The organism is Cytobacillus kochii, assembly GCF_044790165.1.
GTDB lineage: Bacteria > Bacillota > Bacilli > Bacillales > Cytobacillaceae > Cytobacillus > Cytobacillus kochii.
Window position 1 is genome coordinate 789,280 of record NZ_CP085254.1, and the last position, 27,000, is coordinate 816,279.

Here is a 27,000-nt window from a genome sequence, read left to right on the forward strand (position 1 = left end):
GTTGTTAAAATCAAACTACTCATTATTAGGAATAGAAAAACTAACAACGGTTCCTTGACCAGTTTTACTTTTCAACACTAGCCCTTTTCCATATAGTTGTCTTAATCTACGGTCTGTATTAAGTAAGCCGATGCCCTGTTCTTTTGAGTAATCATCATTTTGATTAAAAATATCTTGAAGTTTATCTTCAGGTATCCCTTGGCCATTATCAATTATAGAGATAGTAGTAAAAGTATTCTGTTTTCTTATTTGTATACGAATCGTACCTCCACTTGTTTTTTTAAGGATGCCATGTTTCACAGCGTTCTCCACAAGTGTTTGGATAGAAAGTGGCGGTACATGTATATCAATAGGGTCATCTATTTCCCAAACAACCGTTAGACGGTTGCTAAATCTTTCATTTTCGATATAAATATAAGAACGAACAAGGGAAAGCTCATAATCAAGTGGAACAGTAGGTTCGGTATTTTTAAAGTCAAAACTTAGGCGTAAATAATTGCTAAACTCTTCAAGTAGTAGTTGCATTCTTGGTGTATCCATCATACTAAGGGCTGCAATTGAGTTTAAAGTGTTAAATATAAAATGAGGTTGGATTTGGGATTGTAACCAAGCTCCCTCCATACGTAGCCTTTCTTCAAAAGTCAATTTTAATTCGGATAAAACCCTCACTCTTGCTTTTAACTCCCAACTATCAACTGGTTTTGTTATATAGTCATTTGCTCCTGATTGTAACCCTGTCAAGATATCTTCAGATCGTGTTCTAGCAGTTAATAAAAGTACAGGAAGTTCAATTAAGCTAAAACGGTTTCTAATAATTTTGGTAAGTTCATAACCAGACATTTGAGGCATCATTACATCGGAAATGACCAGGTCATAGGATTCAATTTCAAGTTTAGCTACTGCTTGAAAACCGTTTGATACTGTCGTTATTTCATAACCATCATTTTTTAAGACATTTTGTAAAACATATAAATTAATGGGGTCATCATCGACTGCTAGTATCTTCATTCTTTTATTCAGATGAATATCTTTTAAAGCACAAAATTGATCTGGATGAACATGTTCGATAGTTGCAGCAACTTTACCTATCATTTGATTCTCTATCTTTGACGGAGAAGTGCCTTCTGCTTCTACACTCTCATTTAGTATGGGAAGAGTAAATGTAAAAATAGAGCCTTTTTCTGAAGTTGATTTTAAGGATAAATCTCCATTGTGCAGTTCAACTAATTCCTTACAAATACTAAGACCAATACCTATGCCACTACTATCCGTTCTATTATTCTCACTAGCTTGTTCAAAAGGCTTAAAAATTCTTTCTATTTCTTCAGGATTCATTCCTACTCCCGTATCTTCAATTTCAATATGAGCCATTCCATTTATTCTTGAAGCACGAATTATAATGGTACCTTCATCGGTGAATTTCAAAGCATTATGTAATAAATTAAACAAGATTTGAATGAGTCTATTCTCATCTGCTAGGACTGGAGGGAATGTGTTTGATATTTCGATTTTAAATTTAACCGGTTTTTTATCTCCAAGGAATTTCAACATATCAATGACCCCTGCTGTTACGACTTGCAAATGAACTCTGTTCATATTCAGTTGAATAGTTTTTTGTTTTAAACGAGTGACATCAAGTAGATCATTCAAAAGTAAGGAGAGCCTCTTACTTATGTCAATGGCTATACTTAAATGTTTTTTGTGCTCGTTACTAGGTGGTTTTTCTTTATCATCTAGTATTGTTTGAACCATATTCATAATTCCATGTAATGGGTTCCTTAATTCATGAGAAGTTTTTATTAAGAAATCATCTTTCCGTTGATCTTCGAGCTGTAATTGCACAGCCAGTTTTTTTGCATCTGATGTAGCGATAAAAAAACGTTTAAACCAAAATGCCGTAAAAGATAATATGGCAAAAATAAGATCAAAAGGATAATGCATCATATCAATGGAAGCATCGCTCAAATTACTTGTCCATATTAAATTAACAGCTATACTTAAACAGCCTATGATAAGGAAGATGATTCCTTCTATTTCATTTATAAACTTTCGAAGGATATTGATGGATATCATTACAGATAGTATTAGCACACTACCAAGTACAATCTGGATTAGATTAATAATGTCCTTGGATGATGAAATTAAGACAAAACCTATATCCAACATACAATATAAAGAAAAGTATCTTATCATTCGTTTATTTCTCGGGTTAGGAAATAGATTGTGAATAAAGGGCGGGATAAAAGCCGCAACACCAATATATGATAAAAAGGTGATTTTTACCTGAAGTTCATAATCGATACTCAACCATGTAAATAACAATCTATCATCGGATACTAATACACTAATAACTGCAGAAAATAATAATAGTGAAAAATAAACCATACCTTTTCTTTGAGTTGATCCAATAAAGAATAAAATGATTCCATATATTAGATGTAAAGTTAAAACAACACAAAGCAACAATTGTAAATTGTTTGAAATGTAAACGCGGTGGTTAATGGCATCAATCGTTCCCAAACGAATGGGTTTTAAAATTCCTGCTTCTTTTAGATTACTCGATACATGAATCAGCAATTCAATTTCACTCTGATCTGTGTCAAAACTAACGGAATAAGGTATTGTATCTGCTTCATGCTGATTTTCTTTTATAGCTAGGGTCCCTGAGCCCCCTATAAGTTGTCCATTCACATAGATTGAAGTTGCATCTTTGACAGAATTTAGCCGTAATCCAAGAGTAGGAATATCCGTATCATTAATCAAAATTTTTAACCTATATGTGCCATACCGGAAGTCATCCTGCCCTTCAAATGATTCATCCCAGGAATTAATGGAAGGAATGCGCAGATATTTTTTATTATGTTCGGGAAGTGAGTTTGATGTTGTGAAAGAATTTGGATAGAATTCCCACTCTCCATTTAACATAAATGTTTGTTTACTAGAGAAATCCCAACTCCGTAAATCTAATTCCCCTTGGTTTGCGGTAGGAGCCGATGGATAATCTAATTTCTCTATGAAGTTCATCCAAGACACGCGGATAATTGTAATAACTATGAGAAAAAAAATAATAAAAATCCATTTTCTCTTTGTTAGTATCTTCATTTATTTCATCCTTCACACAGAAAATTTATTAAAATGAATCTATCAATCTATAGAAAATGAGATTTGAAAACAAAATATTCTCTATCCATTTATAGAGTTTTTTTCCAATTATTATCATACAATTCTTTAATGAAGTAAATCATTATTTTGATTTAATTGTAGTCATTTAGTTGTTTTATAATTTTGAAAACACAGATAATATTTAGTAAAAATTTCGAAGGTTGTTATTTATTACTGTCATTTAAACCACAATTGAGGAATAAAGACTTATAAGGTGTAATAAATCAACTATGAAATACTACTGCTATAGGGGAAGTCAATGAGTGTTTTGATAGGTGTCAGATTAGAAGAAGATTTGGTTTATTGTTCATCTATTTAAAATGAACGCTCTCGAACATATGAGGGTGTAAATGGTTTTGAAGTGTTCTTTGGAAATCTTAGTTTAATAAAGTGAAGTGAGGGGATTACATGGGACCAGCTTTGCAAATTAGCCCAATTGATTCGTATATTGATGAAGATGTAATGATTAAAGTAACTGGGTGTTCGGCCGATGCAGAAGTCCTTATAAAAGCAATAACATATGATGAAAAAGGAAAAATGTTTTACTCGTATGCTAGATTTTTAGCTAATAATGAAGGTGATATCGACGTAACTTCTCAGAAGCCAATGGAAGGGACATATAATGAAGTGGATGGTTCTGGTTTGTTTTGGTCTATGAAACACGCTGATTCAAAATTGGATGATTATTATGAGAAAAGCAACATGGATAAAGTTACGATCAATTTGTTTTTAATAGTAAATGGGGAAGAGGTAGATTCATTGACTATTTTCCGATATTTTTATAAATCTGGCATAAAAAAAGAAGATATCCAGTTTGAAGAAGTTAAAGGAACGTTATTTCGTCCTGAATCACAAGGAAAATATCCTGCTATTATTATATTAAGTGGTTCCGATGGTGGATCGAAGGAACATGCAGCTGCTTTATTAGCTTCAAAAGGTTATATAACATTAGCCTTGTCTTATTTTGGGGAAGTAGGTGTACCGAAGGACCTAGAACATATCCCATTAGAGTACTTTCAAAAAGCAACTATTTGGCTGCAAGAACACCCTTTTGTGAAGGGAAAGGTAAGCTTAATTGGTTATTCGAGAGGTGGTGAACTTGCCTTACTCTTGGGAGCTACATTTGATTACTACAAATCAGTCATTGCATGTGCACCTAGTGCTTATGTAACTGCGGGTATGAAAAATGGGATTTTTGCACCGATACCCTCATGGACAATGGAAAAACGGCCATTACCATATATAAGGTTTAAATATCGCTTTTCCACCATGTTCACTTTACTTAAAAACTGGATATTAAAACAACCCATTTCCTATCTTTCGATTTGGGATAATACGTTGAATGACGAGGATGGGATTAGGGAATCAAGAATTCCCGTTGAGAATATAAAAGCCCCTGTAATGTTCATTTCAGGGGAAGATGATCAACTATGGCCATCAGCAAGGTATGTAAAAATGATGGAAGAGAAGTTAAAACACGCTAAAAATAATTCTAGTCAGAATCGTTATTTGTATTATAAGGGTGCAGGCCACTTTTTATCTTTTCCGTACAGCTTCGTCAACCTTCCTGCTAATGTATTAATGAACGTTGGGGGAGGCATGACAATGACTTTTGGTGGTACTAAATCAACCAATGCAGCAGCTGCAAAAGATTCTTGGAGAAAAATATTAGATTTTCTCAATGAGTCTAAAGACGTTTAATGCGATATACTTTAGTGAAACAGAAGTTTGGAAAAACCTTGATGCTAATAATCCAGACTTAAATGAAAGTCAATCCATCATGATTGGTTGCGTTATAAAATGATAGGGTGAATGAGTATAAAAAGCAAAAAAGATTTATTTACTCATTTTTTAAGGATTATATAAACAGATAAATAGTATTTAAAAAAACATTAACAAGGGGCTGGGACATAACTAAATGAGCTAACCTCAAAAACGAACAATAACAAATTATGGTCTATAAGACATCATTGCAAAAAAAACGTTCCATTGCGCTCGCGTACACTCGCTTTCCGCGGGGAGGGGCTGAGCCTCCTCGGCATTGCCTACGGTGCCTCAGCTTTCCCTCTATTACTCGCAGTAGTCGAGTGCCTTCTGTTTCATTCCACTATTACTTCACATCAAGAGATAAATTACAAAAATATGAGTGATTAGATGTTGGACTACTAATTATTCGGATAAAATCCTTAGCTAGAATACCTATGTCCCAAACCCCTTATCTTGTAACTTGAATTTAAACAACTTTATTATATCTATACATTGAATACTTTTGCTGGCATGAGTGGATATTCATGTTTAGCTATTTCATATTCCAAAAACATAGGACGGTAAGAAATAAATATTTATTGTTTTTCAATAAATAATGAGGTAAGATAGGCATAATTAGAATTTGTGAGGTGTGTTTATGAGACAAGGGAAAGTTCTTTTTTTAAAAGTGGTGATTGTGATTCTTGGCTTGATTGTGTTAGGGATCTGCATCGGCTTGCCTTTTTTAGCAAAAGAAACAGCAGAGCTGAATCCAGCACATGCTTATTTAAAATATCCCGTATTATTTGGGATGTACCTAACTGCAATCCCGTTCTATTTTACTTTGTATCAAGGATTTAAGCTGTTAAGATATATTAGTGTAAATGAAAGTTTTTCTGAGCATTCCGTAGCTGCACTAAGAGCTATTAAATATTCCTGTGCTAGTATTAGTGTAATCTATCTAATTGGTATGATCTTTTTATTTACGCAAGATGCCCTACATCCAGGAGTGGCTTTGATGGGATTTGCTATTATATTTGTAACAACGATTCTCTCGATTTTTTCCGCAGTCCTTCAAGAACTTTTATATAATGTATTAAAAATAAAGTCAGAAAATGATTTGACCATCTGAGGTGAGAATGTGGCCATTATCGTCAATATCGATGTAATGTTAGCAAAAAGAAAAATGAGTGTAACAGAATTATCAGAACGAGTAGGCATCACGATGGCGAATTTGTCCATTCTAAAAAATAGTAAAGCAAAAGCAGTAAGGTTCTCCACGTTAGAAGCAATCTGCAAAGCATTAGATTGCCAGCCTGGTGACATACTTGAATATCAAGAAGATAAACAGACCGATTCTGCTACATAACGCAACTACCACAAGCGACTTTTCATAAGGAAAGTCGTTTTTTTTCGAAGAAGAAAATGTAAAGTTAACTTGACGTTAAGGTAACTTTACTATAAAATGGATATAATTAGGAGTGGTACATATGGAGAATCGTTTAATGCACTATAGAAAAGAGTTTGGTTATTCCCAAGATCGTTTAGCTTCCACTTTAGGCGTTTCAAGGCAAACAATTATTTCAATTGAAAAAGGAAAATATAACCCCTCCTTACCACTCGCCTTTGAAATTGCTCATTTATTTCAAGCAAAGATTGAAGATATTTTTATATATGAAAAGCCATTGAAAGGAGAGGAGTAAAGTGGAAGGATCAAGAAAAATATTTATTGTTATTGGATCTTTTTATCTTATCATCTCGTTATTTTTACTAACTGTTTCGATTTTAGCAAAGGAACTGACCATGACTTTTTTGATGCCCCTTGCAATGGCTATTATGTGCTATTGTTTAGGGTATTTATATCCTGAATGGAAGCAAAAGGATGAACGAATGCGTTTAATCCGGACGAAGGGATTATCAGCTTCTTTTTTCGCTCTTTTGCTATACTATTTTGTTTTTAGCGGATTATTGCAATTCAGTGTTATCAGTATAACAGCCATACAATTGCTAAACTTGCTAGGTGCCCTCATGATTATTACCGTTTTTCTAAGCTTTGTTATTTTTGCAAAAATCTATTAATCAATGAAAGTGGTGAAACAATAAATGTCTTATTCCCGTTTCTCGTCTTTATGATTGCTTTTCTCTCTATCGCATTTTTAATTAGAAAAGATAAAAACGAGCAAAAGATTAACGAAGAGGGGCGGGTGAAATTCAGTTTATTATTAGCTGTTATTTTTGTTCTTGTTGCTTTCTTTGTTCTTAAGTGACTCGCAAACCTCATTTGCGGAGCGCTCAGTTTCTTTTCTCCTACTGAGCGCCTCACAAACTTCATTTGCGAAGCACTCATTCTCTTTTCTCATCTTGAGAGACTCGCAAACCTCAATTGTGAAGCGGTCAGTTCCTTTTCTCTTTTTGAGAGACTCGCAAACCTCATTTGCGAAGCGCTCATTCTCTTTTCTCATCTTGAGAGACTCGCAAACCTCATTTGTGAAGCGCTCAGTTTCTTTTCTCTTACTGAGAGACTCGCAAACTTCATTTGCGAAGCGGTCAGTTCCTTTTCTCAACTTGTTTCGAGCTAAAGAAGTGTGACTGTCTTCTAAATGCTCAATGAAAACCCTAAATGGATGAAATAGATCAATTAGATAATTAGCAGCGATAAAAGATTTTTAGAAATCGGAGCCACAATCATTTTCATAGTGTACTATTATATTATTATTCGATATCAACTGGAGGTAAGAATGAAAAAACAGCGATTGTATGGTATCCGCAGTTCAGTGAATACGAATTAAGTGTGGTGCAATCTGTGTTAATGCAAGGAAATAAACAGATTATCACTGTGGGAGTGAGCGAGGAACCGGTTCGAGATGAAGCTGGATTAGTCTGTGTTCTGGATATATCTATTGTTTTAGAGGAAGAGCGGTTACTACAAATGATTAAAACAAGCTTTTTTACGTGACTATAAAATTGGGAGCATTTCAAGTTCTCCTCATTTATTGGCATCGGCAGGTGGGCTGAAGGGGGAAAATTTTATAGTCGGTTTACTGCTTTAATATACAGAAAATTCTGATGTATTTAATGAAACGAAACTTATCGCAAACGGGTTAGTACAGGATGGGGCGTTATTAACTGCCAAAGGCTCAAGCTTCATTGCATGCGGTTTACATTTCGGTTCTATGTTAGGTCTGACCTTTAATGAAAGGTGGTATGGTAATGGAAGGATTTCCTGAGTTAGAAACAAGTCGTTTAAAATTATTAGAAGTAAAAGAAGTATATGCTTGGGAATATTATGCGGTTTTATCGAATGAAAAAGTGACGAGATTTTATGGTATGGATACTTTAACGGATTATAACCAAGCAGTAAATATGATTAAACTCATGCAGGAGACTTTTCAGAAGCAGCGGGGAATCAGATGGGCGATCGTACTGAAAGATTCTGACAAACTAATTGGTACAGTTGGCCTTAACTTATTAAATAGAGGCCAGTCTAGAGCAGAAATCGGTTATGAGCTCCATCCAGATTTTTGGAGAAAAGGGATAGCAAGTGAGACTGTAGAAAAGGTATTACAATACACATTTGAAACATTACAATTAAATCGTATTGGTGCAATTACTTTTCCTCAAAATAAAGCTTCGATTGAATTGCTTAATCGTTTCAGATTTCAGCAAGAAGGCATACTGAGACAATATCTCTATCAGAATGGAGAGTCACATGATGCTATTATTTTTTCCTTATTAAAAAATGAATGGATGACAAGATAATATGAAACTACACATGTTGACCCACCAAGACATTGATGGCATCATCCGACTATCACAATCTGTTGGCTGGGATTATGATCAAGCTGAAGTAACGACTATTTTAAATTCAAGTAAGGTTTTTGGACATAAAAATGAGGCTAGTGAGGTAGTGTCGTCTGCAGCAATTATTCCATACGGGGAGAAGACTGCTTCGATTGGTATGGTGATTGTTCAGGAGGAGTACCGAGGAAAGGGGTTAGCAATGGCCTTAATGAAGGAATGTATTGGCCAAGTAGATGAGCAAACAATCATTCAATTAATCGCAACTGCCAATGGGAGGCCAGTGTATGAAAAAATCGGTTTCCAAATAGCAGGGGCAGTAAAGAAATTGATTGCGCCAACTCATTTTTTAAACAATCATACGCTTATATCCTCGCCACAAGTGGTGCCATTTCAGCAAAAGGATTTTCAAGAAGTGGTTGCCCTAGATGAGAAAGCCTTTGGTGCTAATCGAACAAATTTTCTCTCGGAGCGAATCAGGCAAAGTAAAGATTGCCTAGTCCTTAAAAGTAAGGAAGGGAAGATAACCGGGTATGGTCTTTCAATTTTTGGTCCAGTTTATACGATTCTTGGTCCCATCATTGCACCAGATACCCAGTCAGCATTTCAAATCATCAGTCAGCTTAAGAAAAGAGAAGGAACGGGCGTTAGGATAGATATTTTATCACAACAAAACGAGTTGCAGGACCTGCTAGTAGCAGGCGGTTTTGAGTTGATCAATGAGCCACCAATGATGATGTTACATTCAGATAAGATACCAACAAGAACAGGTCAACTATTTGCCATTGCCTCGCAGGCTTTTGGATAAATAATTTAGGTTATTCTTTCTTTTCCTTTTCCTTCAATAACGCAATCATTTCTTCATGCAATTCATTAGATTTAGCTAATTTACGTTCCATAGAAAATAACGTAGCCATGATAATGATAAATCCTATTACGGCAATGAACAAATGGATTGCTCCTTTTTAACCTATTTTATAATGGGATAAATTTAGATATATAGTGAAAAAGGTAGGGGGTGTAAGGAGTTATTTCTTTTACTCCCAGCAGCATAGAATGGCCCATTAACATATACTTTAGGGATGTTTTTCTGAGCAATCTCAGAAAAAAATTGTGAGGTGAGGGAGTACTTGTGATTAATCAAGTGTTAATTGTAGGCGCAGGTCCGACGGGGTTAGCTTTAGCATTAGGCCTGACTAAACAAAACATTCCATGTAAAATTATTGATAAGAATAAGGGACCTGGTGAGGAATCGAGAGCAATGGTCGTTCAGGCAAGGATTCTTGAATTTTACGAACAATTAGGTATTGCTGAGAATGTTATTGATAAAGGAATGAAAATGAAACATTTACAATTCTTCAAAAATGTTAAACGGAAAGCAAAATTGAATGTGGAAAATATGGGGGAAGGGCAAAGTCCCTTTCCATATATTTTAAGCTTGCCGCAAGATGAACATGAAAAGATACTCATTGAGTTACTTGCTGAAAATGGTGTGGAAGTAGGATGGCAAACAAAACTAGAATCTTTCACGGAAGGTAAAAATGAGGTAAGTACTCTTCTAAATAAGGAAGGGCAGAAGTCAAATGAAGTGTTTCAATATGTTTGCGGTTGTGATGGTGCGCATAGCACAGTGCGAAAGGCTTTGGGTTTTGATTTTATTGGAGGTTCCTATGATCAACTCTTTTATGTAGCAGATGTCTATTGTGAATCAAATGAAACAAATGGTTTTCAGATGCGATTATTTGACGGAGGATTTTGTATTATTTTTCCTATTCGTACAACCGGTTCATTTCGTTTGATTGGTATTGTCCCAGAACTATTGAAAGAGAAGGACGGATTAAAATTTTCCGATATAGCTCCGTATTTACAAGAAAAGTTATCTCTTGTGATAACAAAAGTAAACTGGTTTTCCACTTACAAAGTCCATCATCGTATGAGTGAGCATTTTCGTAAAGGGCGGATATTTATTGCTGGTGATGCCGGTCATGTTCATAGCCCCGCAGGTGGACAGGGGATGAACACAGGTATTGGTGATGCAATCAATCTTTCCTGGAAATTGGGTGCTGTCATCGATGGAAGAATGGATTCGCGTGTTCTTGACTCGTATGAAGAGGAGAGAATGGCTTTTGCAAAAACATTAGTCTCAACCACTGACCGCTTATTCTCCATCATGGTCGGTAAAGGCAGGGGGAATCAGATGATTCGAAGTATTGTGCTACCTACGCTCATTCCTAAATTGACGAGGTTTGCTGCTGTTAGAAAGATGTTATTCAAAGTGGTTTCACAAATACGGATTCATTATCGTGATTCTATGCTCTCAACTGGTAAAGTTGGAAAAGTAGCTGCTGGGGATCGCCTACCATGGGTGGCATTTGCTACTGGTACTAACTATGATCTGTTACAGTCTTTTAACTGGCAAATTCATGTATATGGAGATGTAATATTTAACACAAAGTCTGTTGATATACCTATTACTTCTTTTCCATATTCAAAGATTGTGGAAAAAGCCGGTATAAAAGAGGGGACAGTCCTTCTGATTCGACCTGATGGTCATGTGGCAGTAGCTTGTGAAGAGGGAGTGGATGCAATCAACGCATACGTTAAAAAATGGCATGTGAGAATCTGATCCTCGTGGTAAAGGTTTTATTGAAAATAGTATAGCCCCTAACGCTTCTAGAAGGTGAGGGGCTATAGTGATTTTATTAAATCATTGTTAGACCCCTTTTCCAGCAACAAATTCAAAAGTGCTGACCACTTCGATATTTACAATAATTGGCTTCGCTCGCTTAATTAGGTTTTGAAAAAATTCTAGTGTCAGTGACTCTTCATGGGCCTCTTTACTCGACCACACTTCATATACATAAACGATATTTTCCTCTTTTTTTGCCGTATTGATAAGATAAATTTGACAAGGCTGATGGCGTTCCATTTCTTCAGATGCTTGTAATAGAAGATCAACTAATACATCACCTTGGTTATCTTTCGTCATAAATTTCGTAAATTGACTATACTGGTTCATGTATATCCCTCCTAATCGTCTCATACTTCATATAGTTCTGCCTTCATAAAACAAAACCCTTGAAAAGATTGGAAATATATTTGTGTTGATCTTTGGCAATTCCTGAGGTTTATGTAGGTAAAAAAGAATAGGAGCAAATGGGGAATTCTTTCAGAAAATGAAACAGATCAAGTGTAAAAAGAGGAACTTGAATCCTTGATTATGATAAAGAGTTTCAGTATCAGGTTTATCCACTAATCAAAAAACTTTATAGTACAATCTACTATTGAAATGCACCGCTACTTTAAGCAAATTCCGCCTAGATTACTTCAATAAGAATCCCTTCTCTAATTAATTTTAACAATATTTTGAATATTAACCAAAAAATTATAATGATAAAATTCCCAATTGAGAATCGACTGAGAATGTTTTTCTTAAACAAAGTCAACAAAACTCTATATTTAAAAGGTTTATTGAATATTATTCCGTTTAAATGATATTGATAATCTTTCTCAACTATGATAATCTACTTATTGAAAAATGATATTAATATATTTTATATAAAAGAGAGGGGAAACAGGGAGGATGTTTAAGAAAGTATTAGGTCTTATTAGTCTTGCTGTACTAATGATTATCGCTGGATGCAGCTCTAGTGAGTCATCATCTGAAGGAAAGGCTAGTAGCGAGGATAAAAATAATGTAGAAGTAGAGGAATTGAAAATCGGGGTCCCAAGTGATGTAGGTCCGTTGAATATTTATACAGGAAACATGGATTGGTTAACAGATCTTGTGTACGATAAATTATTTTCGCCATCCCCTTATGTAGATGAGCCACAACCATGGTTAGCAGAATCAGCAGAGCAGTTAGATGATACAACTTGGCGTGTCAAAATTCGTTCTGGTATTAAGTGGCATGATGGAGAAGACTTTACGGCTGAAGATGTGAAGTTTACATATGAGTACTACCGTGATGGACCACCAAACCGTCATACGCACCATGTAAGTGAAGTGCCAAAGGTTGATACTATTGAGATTTTAGAAGATGGGGAAACATTAGAATTCAAATGCGCTTATGCTTGTCCTTCAATGGCAACCATCACATTTGCCGATTTACCAATCTTACCAAAACATATTTGGGAAAATGTTGAGAATCCACGGAAACATACGGATTTAGCTATTGGAACAGGCCCTTTCAAATTAACAGCATATGAACCAGATCAATACTATCAATTTGAGGCAAATACTGATTATTTTATGGGTGCACCGACTGTGAACAAGTTGAGTATGCCAATCATCAAAGATTCAACAGCGATGTTCAATGCTTTGACATCTGGTGAGATTGATACAACGACAAGAACTGTACCAGCTGAATTACAAGAAACTTTACAAAAAACAGACTCTATGAAGTTGGCAAGCACATCGCCGCTATCAATCGTACAATTTGGATTGAATTATGAGATGGAACCATTTAACTCAGAGGAGTTCCGTCAAGCAATCTCTCTTGGCATTGATCGTGAGAGTATTGTCAGTACAGTTCTTTTAGGACAAGGAAGAGCGGGTGAAAAAGGGTATCCGCATCCAGATTCACCATGGACAAATCCCGAATTATCAACACCATTCAATGTAGAAGAAGCTAACAACATGCTAGATGAACTTGGATATGAAGATAGCAATAATGATGGCTATCGTGAAACACCAGAAGGAGAAAACTTAAAACTTGATATTAGTGTTTCTTCTGCAGAGCCATTATATATCCGTACAGCAGAAATGTTACAAACTCAAATGAAAGAAATCGGCATTCAGTTCGAAGTGAAAACAATGGATCCAACAACTTATACAGCAGCTGTATCTGAAGATGACTTTGATTCTTATGTAAGTTTAATTGGTCCTCATGGTGTAGCTGACCCGGATCAGTTCATTATGTCTCATCGATCTTCTTATCTTTGGACAAAAGATCTACCTTATCCAGAAATGGATGAGTTAGTATCGAACTGGATGAACGCGACTACAATCGAAGATCGTAAAGCAATCTCTTTTGATATGCAAACACTATATAATGAGCAACCAACTGCGATTGCCCTTTATTATCCAGAAGAAATCTATGCATATAACGCCGATGTATATGATCAATATGTTGAGTCTTTAGGCTTTGGTATTATAAATAAATTCAGCTTTTTACCTGAAGAAGCACGTGAAGTTTCCTCCACTACACCAGTGCAATTAGTAGAGTAAGGAAGTTAGATAAAAATGAAGCATTTGGCGAAGGTGAAAAACAAAATAGGCCAATATATATTAGTGATATTTGTTACTTTAACGATAAATTTTGCCTTGCCACGTCTCGCTCCGGGTGACCCGTTATTATATTTCTTTGGTGAAACAACAATCAATGAATTAACAGCAGAACAAAAACAAGAGGCCCTACATTCATTGGGCCTTGGTGGGTCTTTATGGGAGCAATATTGGACGTACTTAAAAGGCGTTTTCACTTTAGATTTTGGCACTTCAATAAAATATGGTGTGGCAGTAACCGAAGTGTTAGCAGAACGAATTCCATGGACATTATTGTTAGTAGGGACGGCTTTAATTCTTAGTCTTGTAATTGGTGTAAGTGCAGGTGCATATTCGGCATGGAACCGAGGGAAGAAACGTGATTTAACCATATTAACAGGCATGCTGACATTGGAATCTATTCCTGGCTTTTGGATTGGGATGATGTTTCTATCGATATTCGCTGTCCAGCTTGGTTGGTTTCCTACTTTCGGAGCGGTTTCAATGGTACAGGATGGTACCACTTGGGGTTACATCCAGGATGTCGTTAGCCATGCCATATTACCCGTGATTACGATTACGTTAGCAACAGTCGGCTCTAATTATTTACTCACTCGCTCCAGTATGTTGGAATCATTAGGACAAGATTATATGACAGTGGCTGAAGCGAAGGGAATTAAGAAACGAGCACTTGTATTTAAGCATGCATTAAGAAATGCTTTGTTACCAATTTACACCCAGTTCACATTAAGTGTGGGAACATTACTTGGTGGAGCGGTTGTCATTGAAACGGTCTATTCATACCCTGGGATTGGCCGCTTGTTGTATGAAAGCGTAACGGCTAGAGACTTCCCTATGCTACAAGGTGTCTTTTTACTTGTAACAATGGGTGTCATATTGGCCAATTTAATTGCCGATATAACGTATCCATTATTTGATCCGCGTGTGCGGAATAGGAAAGAAGAGAAGGGAGAGGAGATCACTCATGCGTAAAACAACAAAGTGGATTGGCTTAACGGGTTTAGTTTTATTCTCAGCCATGTTGGTATTTGCCCTTTTTGGACCCATGCTTATTCCTTACGATGCCTATAAAGCATCTGGACCTCCCTTTCAATCTCCTAATCTTGAACATCTATTAGGTACAAATGATATGGGGCAAGATATATTGGCGGAGTTGGCTGTTGGCGCTAGGACTTCGCTCTTTATTGGTATTGCCTCTGCTATTCTAGCAGTTTTTATCGGTGGTTTAATAGGTGTGTTAGCTGGATATATAGGCGGTAGATTTGAAACAGTAGTATTACGAATAATAGATATCGTTCTTACCTTACCTTTCCTGCCGTTAATGATTGTTGTAGCAGTTTATATGGGAGCTGGGATTTTTACTTTAGTGTTTGTTATTACATTAGTTATGTGGGCAGGTAAAGCGAGACAAATTCGCGCACAAACCCTTTCTATCAAACATACTGGCCCTGTTTTAGCAGCAAAAACAATGGGCGCAAGCCACTTTTATATATTTTATAAACATATTTTACCTGGCGTGGTACCAATTTTTATTCCTCAGTTCGTAACAGGAGTGAATGCTGCTATTTTAATGGAATCGTCTTTAAGCTTTTTAGGAATGGGTGATCCGTTAACAAAGAGTTGGGGAAGTATTTTATTTTATGCGAATAGCCGAAGTGCTTTTTTAACAGAAGCTTGGGTGTGGTGGATTATTCCTCCAGGCGTATGTATCGTGATTGTTGTTTTAGCCTTTTCATTGATGGGCTACTACTTAGAAGAAAGATTCAATCCACGTTTAGGCGATTATTCTGTAAGAGAAAAAAGGAAGAAACAACCTGTCAAAACAAAAGAACATCAATCTTCAAAAGGTATTCTGCTGTCTGTTGAGAGTCTTACAGTTGCATATCCAAAATCAGGTGATTATCGCTCTGTTGTTGATGATGTTAGTTTCGTAGTTAAAAATGGTGAAGTGCTAGGTATTGTTGGTGAGTCAGGAAGTGGCAAGTCAACCATTGCTACAGCGATTATTCAACAATTAAAGAGACCGGCGAAAGAGTCAGGTGAGATTTACTTTGAAGGTAACCTCGTACAGCATTTTGATGATGAAGGGCTTAGACAAATGCGCGGGAAGGAGATTGGCTATATTGCACAAGCGGCCATGAATGCACTAAATCCGGTTATTCGTATTGATAAGCAGTTGCATGAAGCCGTCAGAGCGCATTATCAATTAAGTAACAAAGAAATGGATGTGCGTGTTATTGAAGTGTTACAACAGGTTGGTTTGGATGAGAAATGGCGCTTCGCCTATCCGCATGAATTATCAGGTGGAATGAAGCAGAGAGTAATCATCGCGATGGCTTTAATTAATAAGCCCAAACTCGTTATTGCAGATGAACCAACAACAGGACTTGATGTCATTGTCCAGGTAGAGATTGTGCAATTATTACGCAAACTACAAAAAGAGTTAGGTATTTCAATGATTTATATCTCCCATGACCTTCCTTCCGTTTTGAGTGTGACGGATCGACTTATGATTATGAAGGAAGGGCAAAAGGTAGAAGAAGGACCGTCTGTTGAGTTATCTAAGTTATCCACAAACCCTTATACAAGAGTATTAATCGATAGTATACCAACGCTATATCCGAAGAAAGAAACAGTGGAGGTGAGCCGATGAGTGCGGATTTATTACGCATTAATTCTTTAAAGAAATCATTCTATCTCTCATCTTCCTTGCAAACGAAAGTATTATCCGATGTCTCTTTTTCCATGAAGGAAGGGGAAATTGTCGGTTTGATTGGTGCAAGTGGGGCAGGCAAGAGCACGATTGGTCGTATAATAAGTGGCTTAGAAACAGCAGATAGTGGAGAAATTCTTTTTTCTGGTGATGACCTAACTAAAATGAAGGCGAAAGTACGACGTCAATTAGCGAGAGATATTCAAATGGTTTTTCAAGATCCATATGAGGCATTGTCGAGCCGAATGAAGATTCATGAGATTGTTGGAGAGTCCCTACATATTTTACAAATTGAAAAGGGTAATCTTGAGCAAAGAACCCAATTGGTTAAAGAGGCCCTTCGTAGTGTGAATCTCGACCCAGACTATTATATGAATCGTTATCCACATGAATTATCCGGTGGAGAAAGACAAAGAGTGGGGTTAGCAAGAGCATTTGTGTGTAAACCGAAACTGATATTAGCTGACGAGCCGACCTCTATGCTAGATACATCTTTACGCCTGGATTTAATTAGGTTAATGAAAAGGATGAATCAACAAGAAGGTACATCCTATTTATTTATTACACATGATATTGCGTTAACACGTGACTTTTGCGATCGATTGATTGTTTTAAAAAATGGAGAAATCGTTGAAACTGGAGAAACGTTAGATGTCATTATGAATCCAGTACATCCTTATACGAAAACTTTAATAGAAGCGTTATTAATATTAGAAAATCATGGAGGTTAAAAAATGACTATTCAATTTATCTCATTAAACGCTGGTGGTGTTTTTGCCCAAACTCGTTTAGAAAATCAAGATTCAACTGGCTTTACACATGTAGATATTTACCAGTTACCATATACAGACTTCACTCCTTATGCATGTTTAGTTATTGGGGGTATGTGTGATCAGGACTTTTTATTAGAGCATAAGGACATAATTTCATCATTTTTAGATGAGGGGAAAATTGTCATATTCTCAGGCAATCTAGTCACTGATTGGTTACCAGGCGGCCGCCCGTTTGTGCCGAAGGAGATTAAGAGTTTTCAAGATTATGCAGTCAAAATTGAATCAGGTCACCCGATTTTTGAAGGAGTACTAGAGGATGATATGACTTTTAATAAAGGAGTTGCTGGATTTTTTGCTCGCGGTCATCATCCGTTACCAGAAGGGGCAGAGGTGCTTCTTACATTAGATGGAAAAGAACCGATTACATATATCGATCGAAATAGTACAAACGGGACGATTCTTGTTCATGTAGGCTTTGATTTATTCGGCTATATGGGAAGTAATGATCTAGAGAAAACTACGTCACGCATTTCTCCGCAATTAAGAAAATGGGTAGAAGAGGAATATAGTAAAACCATTCAGGGGGTACAATCATGAGAAAGATTGCTGTTGTTTATGGAGGAAGTTCACAGCACCACCGCACATACAAAACGTCTGAGTTCGCTAAACATTTCCATCAATTAATCCCTATTAGAGAATTAGCAGAGGCATCGTTTGAAGATATCGATGTTTTGCTCATTCCATCACAAACTCATTTAGGACTCTTAAAGGAAAATGTCGAAAAAATTCATGCTTATGCAGATCACGGTGGGATTGTTGTGACGTTTGGTCCGCAAGGCTTTGATTGGTTACCTAAACATGATTGGGAGTTCAGAATTACGAATTTTTGGTGGTGGTTAGAGAAAGATGCGAATAGCGGTCTTGTATTAACAGGAGAAAACCATGATCTATTCAAAAATTATTTAACATTATCTGATGCAACATGGCATCAACACGGTGTGTACTGGCCACCCGAAGGCAGTGAAGTATTAGTAGCGACAGAAGATGGTGGAGCGGTATTTTATATTGATAAAGTAAGTTCAAAAGGAACATGGATTAATACGACGCTCGATCCTGATTATCATTACGGTTCTTATTTTATGCCGGCAACAGAACGGTTTTTAAGGGGATTTCTTCCTTGGCTTGAGGAAGGTAAGATTTAATCGTGATTGTATTAAATCGTGTATCAAAGAGTTATGGAGACAGAAAGGTTTTACAGGATGTCCAATTTCGGCTTCAATCGAATGAGTTCGCATTTTTAAAAGGGAAATCTGGATCTGGAAAAAGTACGTTAATTAAATTACTTTACAGAGAAATAGAGAGAGATAGCGGAGACATTCTGATTAATGGGCAAGAGATTGGACAAATGAAGAAATATGAACTAAGGAGAAAAATGGGTGTAGTTTTCCAATCCTTTGAATTATTAGAGCGAAAGACAGTGTTAGAAAATGTCATGCTCGCAGGAAAGGTTTTAGGAAAACCACAAAAGGATGTAGAATACGAAGCAGTTCGTCTACTAACAAGAGTAGGACTGGCAAACCATCTCCACCATTTTCCGAAGCAATTATCAGGAGGGCAGCAACAACGCACAGCTGTTGTTCGTGCCTTATTGAATAAACCAAAGCTCATTCTAGCTGATGAACCAACTGGTAATCTTGACAGAGAAACTTCTCTCGAAATATTAACCTTGTTAAAAGAGCTACATGAAGAAGAAGGTGTATCTATGTTGGTCATCACTCACTCTGAACAACTGATTCAACAAATGAATGAGAAGTCATGGGTGATTGAGGGAGGTAAGGTTTATGAGCTTTGAGTCACTCCGCTATATATGGGACGATGTCCAATCTGGACTGAAGCGCAATAAAGGTGCATCGCTTGCATCTATTATTCTTATCTTTGTAGCTGTCACTTTAATCGGTTGTCTGCTTTTAATGAGGCTTGCTCTAGAAGATACTATCACTTATGTGGAGTCGCAAATCTCAATGAAGGTGTACGTGGAGGAAGGGTATGATACCGAACAACTATCTTATGTGCTTGTAGAGAATGATTTTATTCAATCTGTCAAAGTAGAATCAGGTGATGAAGTGTTAGCTGGTCTCTCACATTTTTTTATGAATAGAGAGCATTTGTTGGATTCCTTTACGAACGGGGCGATGAATGATGCTATTAAAGTCCATGTGACAGATGCAAGTCTAATAGAGGAAGTGGCTCGGTCTTTAGATGGTATGCAGGGCATTGCAGAGGTCATCTATCCACAAGAGATGGCTCAGACACTGTACGGGTGGATCAAGAAAGTTGAAACATATGGTAGTATCATTGCTATCATACTTTTAATCATTGCTTGTATGGTTGCCTACATTGCCTTTCATCTAGCACTATATCAAAGAGAAAAAGAAATTCGTGTAAAGCTATTAGTAGGAGCGAATCCTGCTCATGTGAGATTCCAATTCTTAATTGAAGGGTTTTTATTAGGGTTAGTGGGTGGTATCTTGAGCCTTTTCTCTACCTTTGCTCTATTTGAACTTGTCTTACATCCAATTGAACAAGCTGTGCCTTTTTTAATACAGTTAGATAGCTCTAATCGGCTCATTGTTTTTAGTTTGCAATGTATTGTAAGTATAGTGATTGGCATTGGGGCAAGTTTTCTTGCAACAAGAAAGTTGATTCGTGATGTTTAAAAAAGTCATACTTATTATTATGCTTGTTATGGGACTCGCACTTCCTGTTTATGCTCACTTGACAGGCGCTTTTGCTGACTTTCTTGCCATTGTCTATGACGAATCAACGATTGATAAGCTAAAGGATGAGATGAAGGCAACAGAGAAGGAAATAGCTGCACTAGAGCCACAGGTGGAATCACTAGAAACAGCATTTAAGCAAGATCAAGGACTAGCCGTTGATCAGCTGCAATTTTATAGTGATGTTGGTCTAGATACATGGCTAGCTATGACTGAAAATGGTGAAGATATAGTTGATATTCAAGGGAATTATTGGCTGATAGAACAGCAGATTGATGCGTATTTAGAGGAATTAAATACACTCTATCTGTCGTTTAAGCAACTAGAGGCAGCAAAGGATGCGTTAGAAGGACATCAAGAGTTGTTAGGGATGATCGAGAAAAATATCCAAGCTAGAGCGACTTATTTAGCGGAAAATGAAGGGTTAGGATTAGAACAGATCGCTAACTATCTAGATATCGATTGGACGGCTGAAATAGAGGATCATATTATTGCCGGTATTGAGCGCGATAATAAGCGAATTAATGAGGAGTTGACTCATTGGGTAGTGGCTCAACCTGATGGTACGTACCGATTGTCGGGAGAATGGTTAAATACTGAAAGTGACTTATCCTATTATTTTCGGGCGGATCATGTGTATATGGTGTATGAGCGTCCAGAGGGACATGTCATTTTAATCGGGCAAGTCTTACAGAATAAGGATGGGCAATCAGCAAGCTTGATATTAGAAGAAGGTTTTTATAATGGATTTTTCTTACCGAAAGAGTTATTGGAAGAATTGATTCCATTTACCTTATCCTATGAAACTTTAAAAAACTTAGATGGCGTGGAACAACCATATCTTACACAAAAAGATGGTTATCTACAATTACAAACCAAATAAGGAGAGAAAAGAGATGTGGAAGAAAATCGTCAGTATATGTGCGGTGTTATTTATACTGATAACGTCACAAGCTCATGCACATGTGATGAATGCTGATAATGCTTATAATGATTTAAATTATACAGAGGCAAAAGGTGAGATATTGTTTATTACCGCTTTAGGGATGACGAATAGCCAAGACGAAACTGCCACTTTCAGACCAAATGACAGTTTGGCGATGGAAGAATTGGCCGAGTTTGTCGCAGCATATTACCACCTTGAAGGGGAAAATACGGTCCAACAAGTAGTGGAAAAAGGATGGATCTCTTCACTCAAGGGGAACGCGACATTTGCTGATGTAAATGAAGCTTTTTTTGCAGGTGAACTGGCAATTGAAAATGGTTCTGAGAGCTTAACAAGAGAAGCATTTGCTATGTTTATTAGTGAACATGGAAGTTCGTTAATAGAGGAGGCTGGCTTTACAGAAGGGCCAGTTGGTCAAGTTGAAGCTGTCGAACAAAAAGAGATAAGTGTTGATGGGAAAGATACTCACCAATATCATATTCAAATAGGTGATGAAACAATCATACTTGCTGCTCATCCATATGTAGATGCACCATCTGTTGATCCTACTGTTTGGGAAGGAATGTATGTGACAACTTCATTATTAATGGAAGACCCTCATGATAACGGTGAAGAGGTGGCCCAGTTCTTATCTATATCTGAAGACCCGCCTGTACAAGAACAAGTAGTGGAGGAAGAAACATCTTCTATTGATGAAGAGAGTAAGAAAGAAACAGCTGAAGTAGTGGAAGAAGAGAAAGGTAATCATTATGCCAATTGGTTGTTTATCGGATTAGTTGTTGTTGTCGTTTTTATCGTTGTCGGTTTGTATATGAAGAAAAGGAACTAGTTAGAGAGGAAATATAACCGTAACAAGAAACTGATTAAACGTTTCTGTTACGGTTTTTTATTTGTTTAGAGGTGGCGATAAATTAGTAATATTTGAAGAATTTAACAGATAGTAAGTCGTTCTTATCATTTGTTCACACAAGTTAGAGATGGGTATTTAAGATATACGCATACGCATTATTCAAAATGAAGAAAGAGATTGAAAGGCGAGTAGAAGAAAGTTGCATGTCACTCAGAAGAAAAAATTCAAACGAGAGCGAAGCAAAAGAGGAGAGCGAGTCACTCAGATGAGCAAAGCAAAATGAGAGCGAAGCAAAAGGCGATAGCGAGTCACTCAGATGAGCAAAGCAAAATGAGAGCGCAGCAAAAGGGAAGAGCGAGTCACTCAGATGAGCAAAGCAAAATGAGAGCGCAGCAAAAGGGAAGAGCGAGTCACTCAGATGAGCAAACCAAAACGAGAGGGAAGCAAAAGGCGATAGCGAGTCACTCAGATGGGCAAAGCAAAATGAGAGGGAAGCAAAAGGGGAGAGCGAGTCACTCAGATGAGCAAACCGAAACGAGAGGGAAGCAAAAGGGGAGAGCGAGTCACTCAGATGAGCAAACCGAAACGAGAGCGTAGTAAAAGGCGATAGCGAGTCACTCAGAAGAGCAAACCAAAACGAGAGGGAAGCAAAAGGGGAGAGCGAGTCACTCAGATGAGCAAAGCAAAATGAGAGGGAAGCAAAAGGCGATAGCGGGTCACTCAGAAGAGCAAACTGAAATGAGAGCGCAGGAAAAGGAAATAGCGAGTCACTCAGATGAGCAAAGCAAAATGAGAGCGAAGCAAAAGGCGATAGCGAGTCACTCAGATGAGCAAACCGAAACGAGAGCGCAGTAAAAGGTGATAGCGATTCACTCAAATAAGTAAACCAAAATGAGAGCGAAGCAAGAGGAAATAGCGAGTCATACACAAATCCGAAAACAGAAACGAAAGCGTTGCAAATGTAGTTTGCGCGTGTCCTGATTCAAAAATCACTTCCTTCGGCCACATAAGTAATTTCATTTATTGCTGCATTTAGCCTTCTGTTTCGACCCCTACTCTGCAATTTAACTCCAGTATTTTTGTGAATAAACAATTAAACCCCCAAAAAAACAGGTAACTTCCAACTAAATATTAATTTAAGTTAATAGGAATAAGCTAGCCGATTAAACAAATAATACCAATATCTTATGGGAGATAGAGAGGGTGGATCAATGAAGTTTTCTCGCCTTCAACTTGCTTTTATCATTATTTTATTTATAGGCATATCTAATCATGTGCTCATTTTACCCCATTTGTTGGGTTTAGCTAAACGAGATGCTTGGTTAAGTGTATTAATCGCCTACGGTATTATGTTTGTTTGGATATTTCTGTATCAGCTTATTTTATCTAAAAACAAGGAAGGCGAACATACCTTTATATGGTTGAAAAAGAGAGTAGGTAATTTTGTTGCTTATAGTATTATGAGTTTGTTTCTCTTGTATTTTAGTGTTGCTGGTCTTGTTTCATTTTTTGATTTAATCCAATCAGTGCATATTTTTTTCTTGCCATTTACACCTATATGGATTGTCGCTTTACCCTTCATTTTGTTATGTGTGTGGGCAGCGAGTTCAGGAATCAAAACGATCATCTATACTTCGACCATTCTCTTGCCTTTTGTATGGGGCTTAGGTATGTTTGTCGCGATTGCGACTTTAGAGGAAAAAGATTATTCCTACTTATTGCCGTTATTTGCTGATAAAGACGCTTCTGTTATTGAAGGTGTAATCATCGTGCTAGGTGGGAGTGTGGATTTACTTATCTTCTTTATCATTCATCACTATTTTGAAAAGAAGATACCATACTGGTATTTAATGTTGTTATTAACTGTATTAACGATACTTATTATGGGACCAACCATTGGTTCATTAACATCATTTGGTCCGAGTATGGCTGCTAATATGCGGTTTCCTGCATTTGAACAATGGAGACTGGTATCAATTGGGGATTTAATATCCCATGTGGATGCTTTAGCGGTGTTTCAATTATTAAGTGGTGTAACCATCAGAGTCTCACTTTGTTTATTTCTTATTCCGGAAATACTCCATGTTCAAAAAAAGTGGTGGAAGGTTATTCTTATCACTTTAACAGCCCTTATCTTATATGGCATCGTTTCCTTACAGACGAGCGATATCATTGTTTTTCATATCATTAAACATTATTTTTACAAGGTTGCCCTATCTTTTGGGGTGTTTATGACCCTTATTTTATTGTTCGTTAGCTATCTTCCTAGCCGAAAGGGTGAAAAAGAGTATGACCGTGGAAAGTCGATATAAACAATTAGATAAACTCTTAGATGCCGGAAAGCTGGAAACGAAGAATTTAGAGGCATTTTTTAATCAAGCATCAGATATTCACTTAATTACAAATCAAAATGTACTCACTTTATTTGTTGATGGAATGATTAGTAGAGAACAATATAATCGATATGTACATGCGATTGTGACCTATTTGAATGATGGATATCGCTCAAAAGAAGTCTTATCGCAATGGCCTACATTTATGAAGATTCATCAAACAAAGGATATGGTGAATCATTTATTAACAGGATATGTCATCTTCTATGTATATGGAAGAAGAAATTATTTTGCCATTGATATCGCTCAAATTCCTCATCGAACACCAGAGGATTCACAAACAGAAGTATCGTTAAAGGGGGCAAGAGACGGATTTACAGAAGAACTCCATACGAACTTGGCTCTTATTAGAAAGAGAATCAGAACGGAAAAGTTAAAGAGTGAAGTCTTTCAAATTGGGAGAGAAACAGAAACAAAAACTGTGTTGGTCTATTTAGAGGGGAAAGCAAAGAAAAATATAATAGAAGAAGTGAGGAGAAGGATAGAAAACGTAGATGTGGAAAGTCTCATTAGCGCTGGCCAATTGGAACAATGGATTTCAGATAAAACATTTTCTGTCTTTCCACTATTAGAATACACCACCAGGCCAGACTTTGCCTCAGAATGTTTGTTAAGAGGGCGATTAGTTATCATTGTCGAAGGATCACCGACTGTGCTTATTGGACCGATGAATTTATTTGGAATGCTTAAATCTCCTGAAGATATCCATTTTCCATATTATATCGTAGCTTTCCAAAGGTTACTAAGAGTGGTTTGTTTATTTATAGCTATTTTTGTTCCCTCCTTTTTCCTTGCTATATCTAATATCAATATTGATCAATTGCCCTATCCTTTAATAGCAACGATTGTTATTTCCCGGCATGGTCTGCCATTTTCATTACCGTTAGAGTCCTTTTTAATTCTAATGTTATTTGAACTGTTAAGAGAAGCAGGTGTACGGATGCCGACTGCATTAGGACAAACCATATCAATTGTAGGAGGTATTATCATTGGAGATGCTGCAATAAGAGCGGGACTTGCTTCTCCCACACTGCTAGTTGTTTTCGCTGTCGCGGCTGTCGCTACTTTTACACTAGTAAATCAATCTCTTACCGGCACAGTGACCATTTTAAGGATATATACGATGTTGTTTTCTACCTTTTTAGGTGTTTACGGTTTTGCTCTTAGCCTAATTAGTATAGTGATTTACTTAGCAAGACTAGAGTCATTCAAAGTGGCTTATTTGGAGCCGGTGACTTCCTTGAATTTAAGCGAGTTTCGATTTGCATTTTTGGTCGATCCAATTCGCATAAATAAAAAAGTGAGTGGCATTGTAAACATAAGGAGAAATAGAAAATGAAAAGAGTCGTAAACTTCATACTATGTTTCGTTCTCCTCTTAACATGTGTAGCATGTGAGTCTGACATGAAAGAAATCCAGAACCTTAATTTTGCGACAGCCTTGGGTGTGGATTTTAAAGATGGGAAATACCAATTATATGTTCAATTGGTGGGTCTCGATTCTGTTGCAAAAACTGAGGGAGAAAAAAGTCAAGCGCAAACATATGTATCTACATCTTCAGGTAAAACGTTATTAGATGCGTATTTTGAACTATATAAATCGGAACAGGAAGTCATTATTTTCTCTCATATCTCCACGATTGTTGTTAGTGAATCTATTTTAAAGCGAGGATTAAATCATGTATTAGATGAATTAACGAGGTATTATGAGTACCGGCTCACACCGTGGATTTTTGCTACAAAGGATCCACTTGATAAAGTGCTGTCAACTCTAGGGTTATTTAAACAATCGTCTCTTGAAACATTACTACACCATCCAGATAGATCAAGTAAACAAAGTACAATGATTAGACCAATCAAGCTGTATCAATTTTTTAGAGAGTTATTTGAGCCCGGAAAGACAACATTTTTACCAGGCATTACGATTACTGAAAATCAGTGGGAGAATAATCAAAAGAAGGAACCTAAGTTGACTTATAGTGGAGCTTTTTTCTTTAAAGAAATGAACTATAAAGGTTTTTTTAGTTTAGATGCAATCAAAGGAATTAGGTGGACGTCCGCAGGTACAAAAAGAGCTTCATTAAAAGTCCCAGATGGTGAGAATCAGGATACGATTATTATTATTGATAATATTAAAACGAAGAAAAAGTTGCTGGGTAGTGAGGGTGGGAAATATCAATTTGAAGTTCAACTGGATGTGAAAGCGAGTATAGGGAATAAAGTGAATGACCAAAAATATAACAAATTACTTGCGGAAACAAAGAAAAATTTTACGAAAGAAATTAAAGATCTTTTCCAATTAGGGGTAGAGGAAGGTGTGGACATTCTTGACCTTGGGCATATTCTCTATCGTAATGACTTTGAAAGTTGGGAAAAGGACAAAGAGAATTACTTAGAAAAAAGTGAAGTAGCAGTAAATGCTGATGTAACAATTCAACATGCAAGTGCATTTAAAAACAAACGGTTTGAAGAAGTAAAAGAAAGAGGGAAGACAGATTAAGAACCTGGTTAAAACTTAAGTAGATTGGCTCCCCTATAAGTAGACAGGGATCGTAA

27 protein-coding genes are annotated in these 27,000 nt (G+C 36.8%); 23 read left to right on the forward strand and 4 right to left on the reverse strand.

From position 1 onward, the window contains the following. Positions 1-15: 15 nt before the first annotated feature. Positions 16-3,102 carry an ATP-binding protein gene (locus LG276_RS04290; protein WP_251162776.1) on the reverse strand — a complete coding sequence of 1,029 codons (3,087 nt, stop codon included), beginning with the start codon at positions 3,100-3,102 and terminating at the stop codon, positions 16-18. A gap of 468 nt (positions 3,103-3,570) precedes the next feature. Between LG276_RS04290 and LG276_RS04295 the strand changes: the two genes are divergently transcribed. The 5 genes from LG276_RS04295 to LG276_RS04315 all read left to right on the forward strand — a co-directional run bounded on the left by LG276_RS04295 (position 3,571) and on the right by LG276_RS04315 (position 6,987). Continuing rightward, positions 3,571-4,863 (forward strand): acyl-CoA thioester hydrolase/BAAT C-terminal domain-containing protein, encoded by a 1,293-nt coding sequence (locus tag LG276_RS04295; protein ID WP_251162775.1) that lies wholly within the window; start codon positions 3,571-3,573, stop codon positions 4,861-4,863. A 703-nt stretch (positions 4,864-5,566) separates the two neighbouring features. Then, entirely contained in the window at positions 5,567-6,040 is a 474-nt protein-coding gene (locus tag LG276_RS04300; protein ID WP_224934506.1) for a DUF2975 domain-containing protein, read from the forward strand. Between the two features lie 9 nt (positions 6,041-6,049). After that, complete coding sequence (locus LG276_RS04305) at positions 6,050-6,277, forward strand: helix-turn-helix transcriptional regulator (protein WP_095370515.1); 228 nt, start codon at positions 6,050-6,052, stop codon at positions 6,275-6,277. A 121-nt stretch (positions 6,278-6,398) separates the two neighbouring features. Next, positions 6,399-6,611, forward strand: a complete 213-nt coding sequence (locus LG276_RS04310; RefSeq protein ID WP_095370514.1) for a helix-turn-helix transcriptional regulator — start codon at positions 6,399-6,401, stop codon at positions 6,609-6,611. Position 6,612: 1 nt separating this feature from the next. After that, positions 6,613-6,987, forward strand: a complete 375-nt coding sequence (locus tag LG276_RS04315) for a permease (protein ID WP_251162774.1) — start codon at positions 6,613-6,615, stop codon at positions 6,985-6,987. On the opposite strand, the gene LG276_RS04320 is transcribed toward LG276_RS04315, so the two are convergent. Further along, positions 6,965-7,255, reverse strand: coding sequence for a hypothetical protein (locus LG276_RS04320; RefSeq protein ID WP_251162773.1), 291 nt, complete (start codon positions 7,253-7,255; stop codon positions 6,965-6,967). The genes LG276_RS04315 and LG276_RS04320 overlap by 23 nt on opposite strands. Positions 7,256-8,118: 863 nt before the next feature. Between LG276_RS04320 and LG276_RS04325 the strand changes: the two genes are divergently transcribed. After that, entirely contained in the window at positions 8,119-8,667 is a 549-nt protein-coding gene (locus tag LG276_RS04325; protein ID WP_251162772.1) for a GNAT family N-acetyltransferase, read from the forward strand. Position 8,668: 1 nt separating this feature from the next. Beyond that, positions 8,669-9,514 carry a GNAT family N-acetyltransferase gene (locus LG276_RS04330; protein WP_251162771.1) on the forward strand — a complete coding sequence of 282 codons (846 nt, stop codon included), beginning with the start codon at positions 8,669-8,671 and terminating at the stop codon, positions 9,512-9,514. A 10-nt stretch (positions 9,515-9,524) separates the two neighbouring features. On the opposite strand, the gene LG276_RS04335 is transcribed toward LG276_RS04330, so the two are convergent. Beyond that, the gene (locus tag LG276_RS04335; protein ID WP_281202863.1) at positions 9,525-9,656 is read right to left on the reverse strand and encodes a hypothetical protein; all 132 of its coding nucleotides are present in this window, start codon (positions 9,654-9,656) and stop codon (positions 9,525-9,527) included. 182 nt (positions 9,657-9,838) lie between these two features. Between LG276_RS04335 and LG276_RS04340 the strand changes: the two genes are divergently transcribed. Next, complete coding sequence (locus tag LG276_RS04340; protein ID WP_251162770.1) at positions 9,839-11,332, forward strand: FAD-dependent monooxygenase; 1,494 nt, start codon at positions 9,839-9,841, stop codon at positions 11,330-11,332. Between the two features lie 87 nt (positions 11,333-11,419). Here the strand turns inward: LG276_RS04340 and LG276_RS04345 are convergent, their stop codons facing one another. Continuing rightward, complete coding sequence (locus LG276_RS04345) at positions 11,420-11,725, reverse strand: putative quinol monooxygenase (protein ID WP_251162769.1); 306 nt, start codon at positions 11,723-11,725, stop codon at positions 11,420-11,422. Positions 11,726-12,289: 564 nt separating this feature from the next. Here LG276_RS04345 and LG276_RS04350 point away from each other — a divergent pair. From LG276_RS04350 to LG276_RS04420, 15 genes are all read left to right on the forward strand, one after another. Beyond that, positions 12,290-13,936: an ABC transporter substrate-binding protein gene (locus LG276_RS04350; protein ID WP_251162768.1), complete on the forward strand. Its 1,647-nt coding sequence runs from the start codon at positions 12,290-12,292 to the stop codon at positions 13,934-13,936. A gap of 15 nt (positions 13,937-13,951) precedes the next feature. After that, positions 13,952-14,965 carry an ABC transporter permease gene (locus LG276_RS04355; protein WP_251162767.1) on the forward strand — a complete coding sequence of 338 codons (1,014 nt, stop codon included), beginning with the start codon at positions 13,952-13,954 and terminating at the stop codon, positions 14,963-14,965. Continuing rightward, a complete protein-coding gene (locus LG276_RS04360) occupies positions 14,958-16,646 on the forward strand; it encodes a dipeptide/oligopeptide/nickel ABC transporter permease/ATP-binding protein (RefSeq protein WP_251162766.1) in 1,689 nt (562 codons plus the stop codon). The genes LG276_RS04355 and LG276_RS04360 overlap by 8 nt, the downstream gene beginning before the upstream one ends. Continuing rightward, positions 16,643-17,437: an ABC transporter ATP-binding protein gene (locus LG276_RS04365; RefSeq protein ID WP_251162765.1), complete on the forward strand. Its 795-nt coding sequence runs from the start codon at positions 16,643-16,645 to the stop codon at positions 17,435-17,437. Before LG276_RS04360 ends, LG276_RS04365 begins: the two co-directional genes overlap by 4 nt. A gap of 3 nt (positions 17,438-17,440) precedes the next feature. Beyond that, positions 17,441-18,076, forward strand: coding sequence for a phosphate starvation-inducible protein PhoH (locus LG276_RS04370; RefSeq protein WP_251162764.1), 636 nt, complete (start codon positions 17,441-17,443; stop codon positions 18,074-18,076). Beyond that, positions 18,073-18,681, forward strand: coding sequence for a hypothetical protein (locus LG276_RS04375; protein ID WP_251162763.1), 609 nt, complete (start codon positions 18,073-18,075; stop codon positions 18,679-18,681). Before LG276_RS04370 ends, LG276_RS04375 begins: the two co-directional genes overlap by 4 nt. Before the next feature lie 2 nt (positions 18,682-18,683). Continuing rightward, positions 18,684-19,331, forward strand: coding sequence for a cell division ATP-binding protein FtsE (locus LG276_RS04380; protein ID WP_251162762.1), 648 nt, complete (start codon positions 18,684-18,686; stop codon positions 19,329-19,331). Next, positions 19,321-20,196 (forward strand): ABC transporter permease, encoded by an 876-nt coding sequence (locus LG276_RS04385; RefSeq protein WP_251162761.1) that lies wholly within the window; start codon positions 19,321-19,323, stop codon positions 20,194-20,196. The genes LG276_RS04380 and LG276_RS04385 overlap by 11 nt, the downstream gene beginning before the upstream one ends. After that, entirely contained in the window at positions 20,189-21,139 is a 951-nt protein-coding gene (locus tag LG276_RS04390) for a hypothetical protein (protein ID WP_251166490.1), read from the forward strand. Before LG276_RS04385 ends, LG276_RS04390 begins: the two co-directional genes overlap by 8 nt. Positions 21,140-21,152: 13 nt before the next feature. Then, positions 21,153-22,031 carry a hypothetical protein gene (locus tag LG276_RS04395; protein ID WP_224934522.1) on the forward strand — a complete coding sequence of 293 codons (879 nt, stop codon included), beginning with the start codon at positions 21,153-21,155 and terminating at the stop codon, positions 22,029-22,031. Positions 22,032-22,331: 300 nt separating this feature from the next. Next, on the forward strand, positions 22,332-22,649 hold the full coding sequence (locus tag LG276_RS04400; RefSeq protein WP_224934524.1) for a hypothetical protein: 318 nt from the start codon (positions 22,332-22,334) through the stop codon (positions 22,647-22,649). Positions 22,650-22,739: 90 nt separating this feature from the next. Further along, positions 22,740-22,907, forward strand: a complete 168-nt coding sequence (locus LG276_RS04405; protein ID WP_251162759.1) for a hypothetical protein — start codon at positions 22,740-22,742, stop codon at positions 22,905-22,907. Between the two features lie 356 nt (positions 22,908-23,263). Next, a complete protein-coding gene (locus tag LG276_RS04410) occupies positions 23,264-24,364 on the forward strand; it encodes an endospore germination permease (protein WP_251162758.1) in 1,101 nt (366 codons plus the stop codon). Further along, positions 24,342-25,784: a spore germination protein gene (locus tag LG276_RS04415; RefSeq protein ID WP_251162757.1), complete on the forward strand. Its 1,443-nt coding sequence runs from the start codon at positions 24,342-24,344 to the stop codon at positions 25,782-25,784. The genes LG276_RS04410 and LG276_RS04415 overlap by 23 nt, the downstream gene beginning before the upstream one ends. Continuing rightward, entirely contained in the window at positions 25,781-26,944 is a 1,164-nt protein-coding gene (locus LG276_RS04420; RefSeq protein ID WP_251162756.1) for a Ger(x)C family spore germination protein, read from the forward strand. Before LG276_RS04415 ends, LG276_RS04420 begins: the two co-directional genes overlap by 4 nt. The last annotated feature ends 56 nt before the right edge of the window (positions 26,945-27,000 follow it).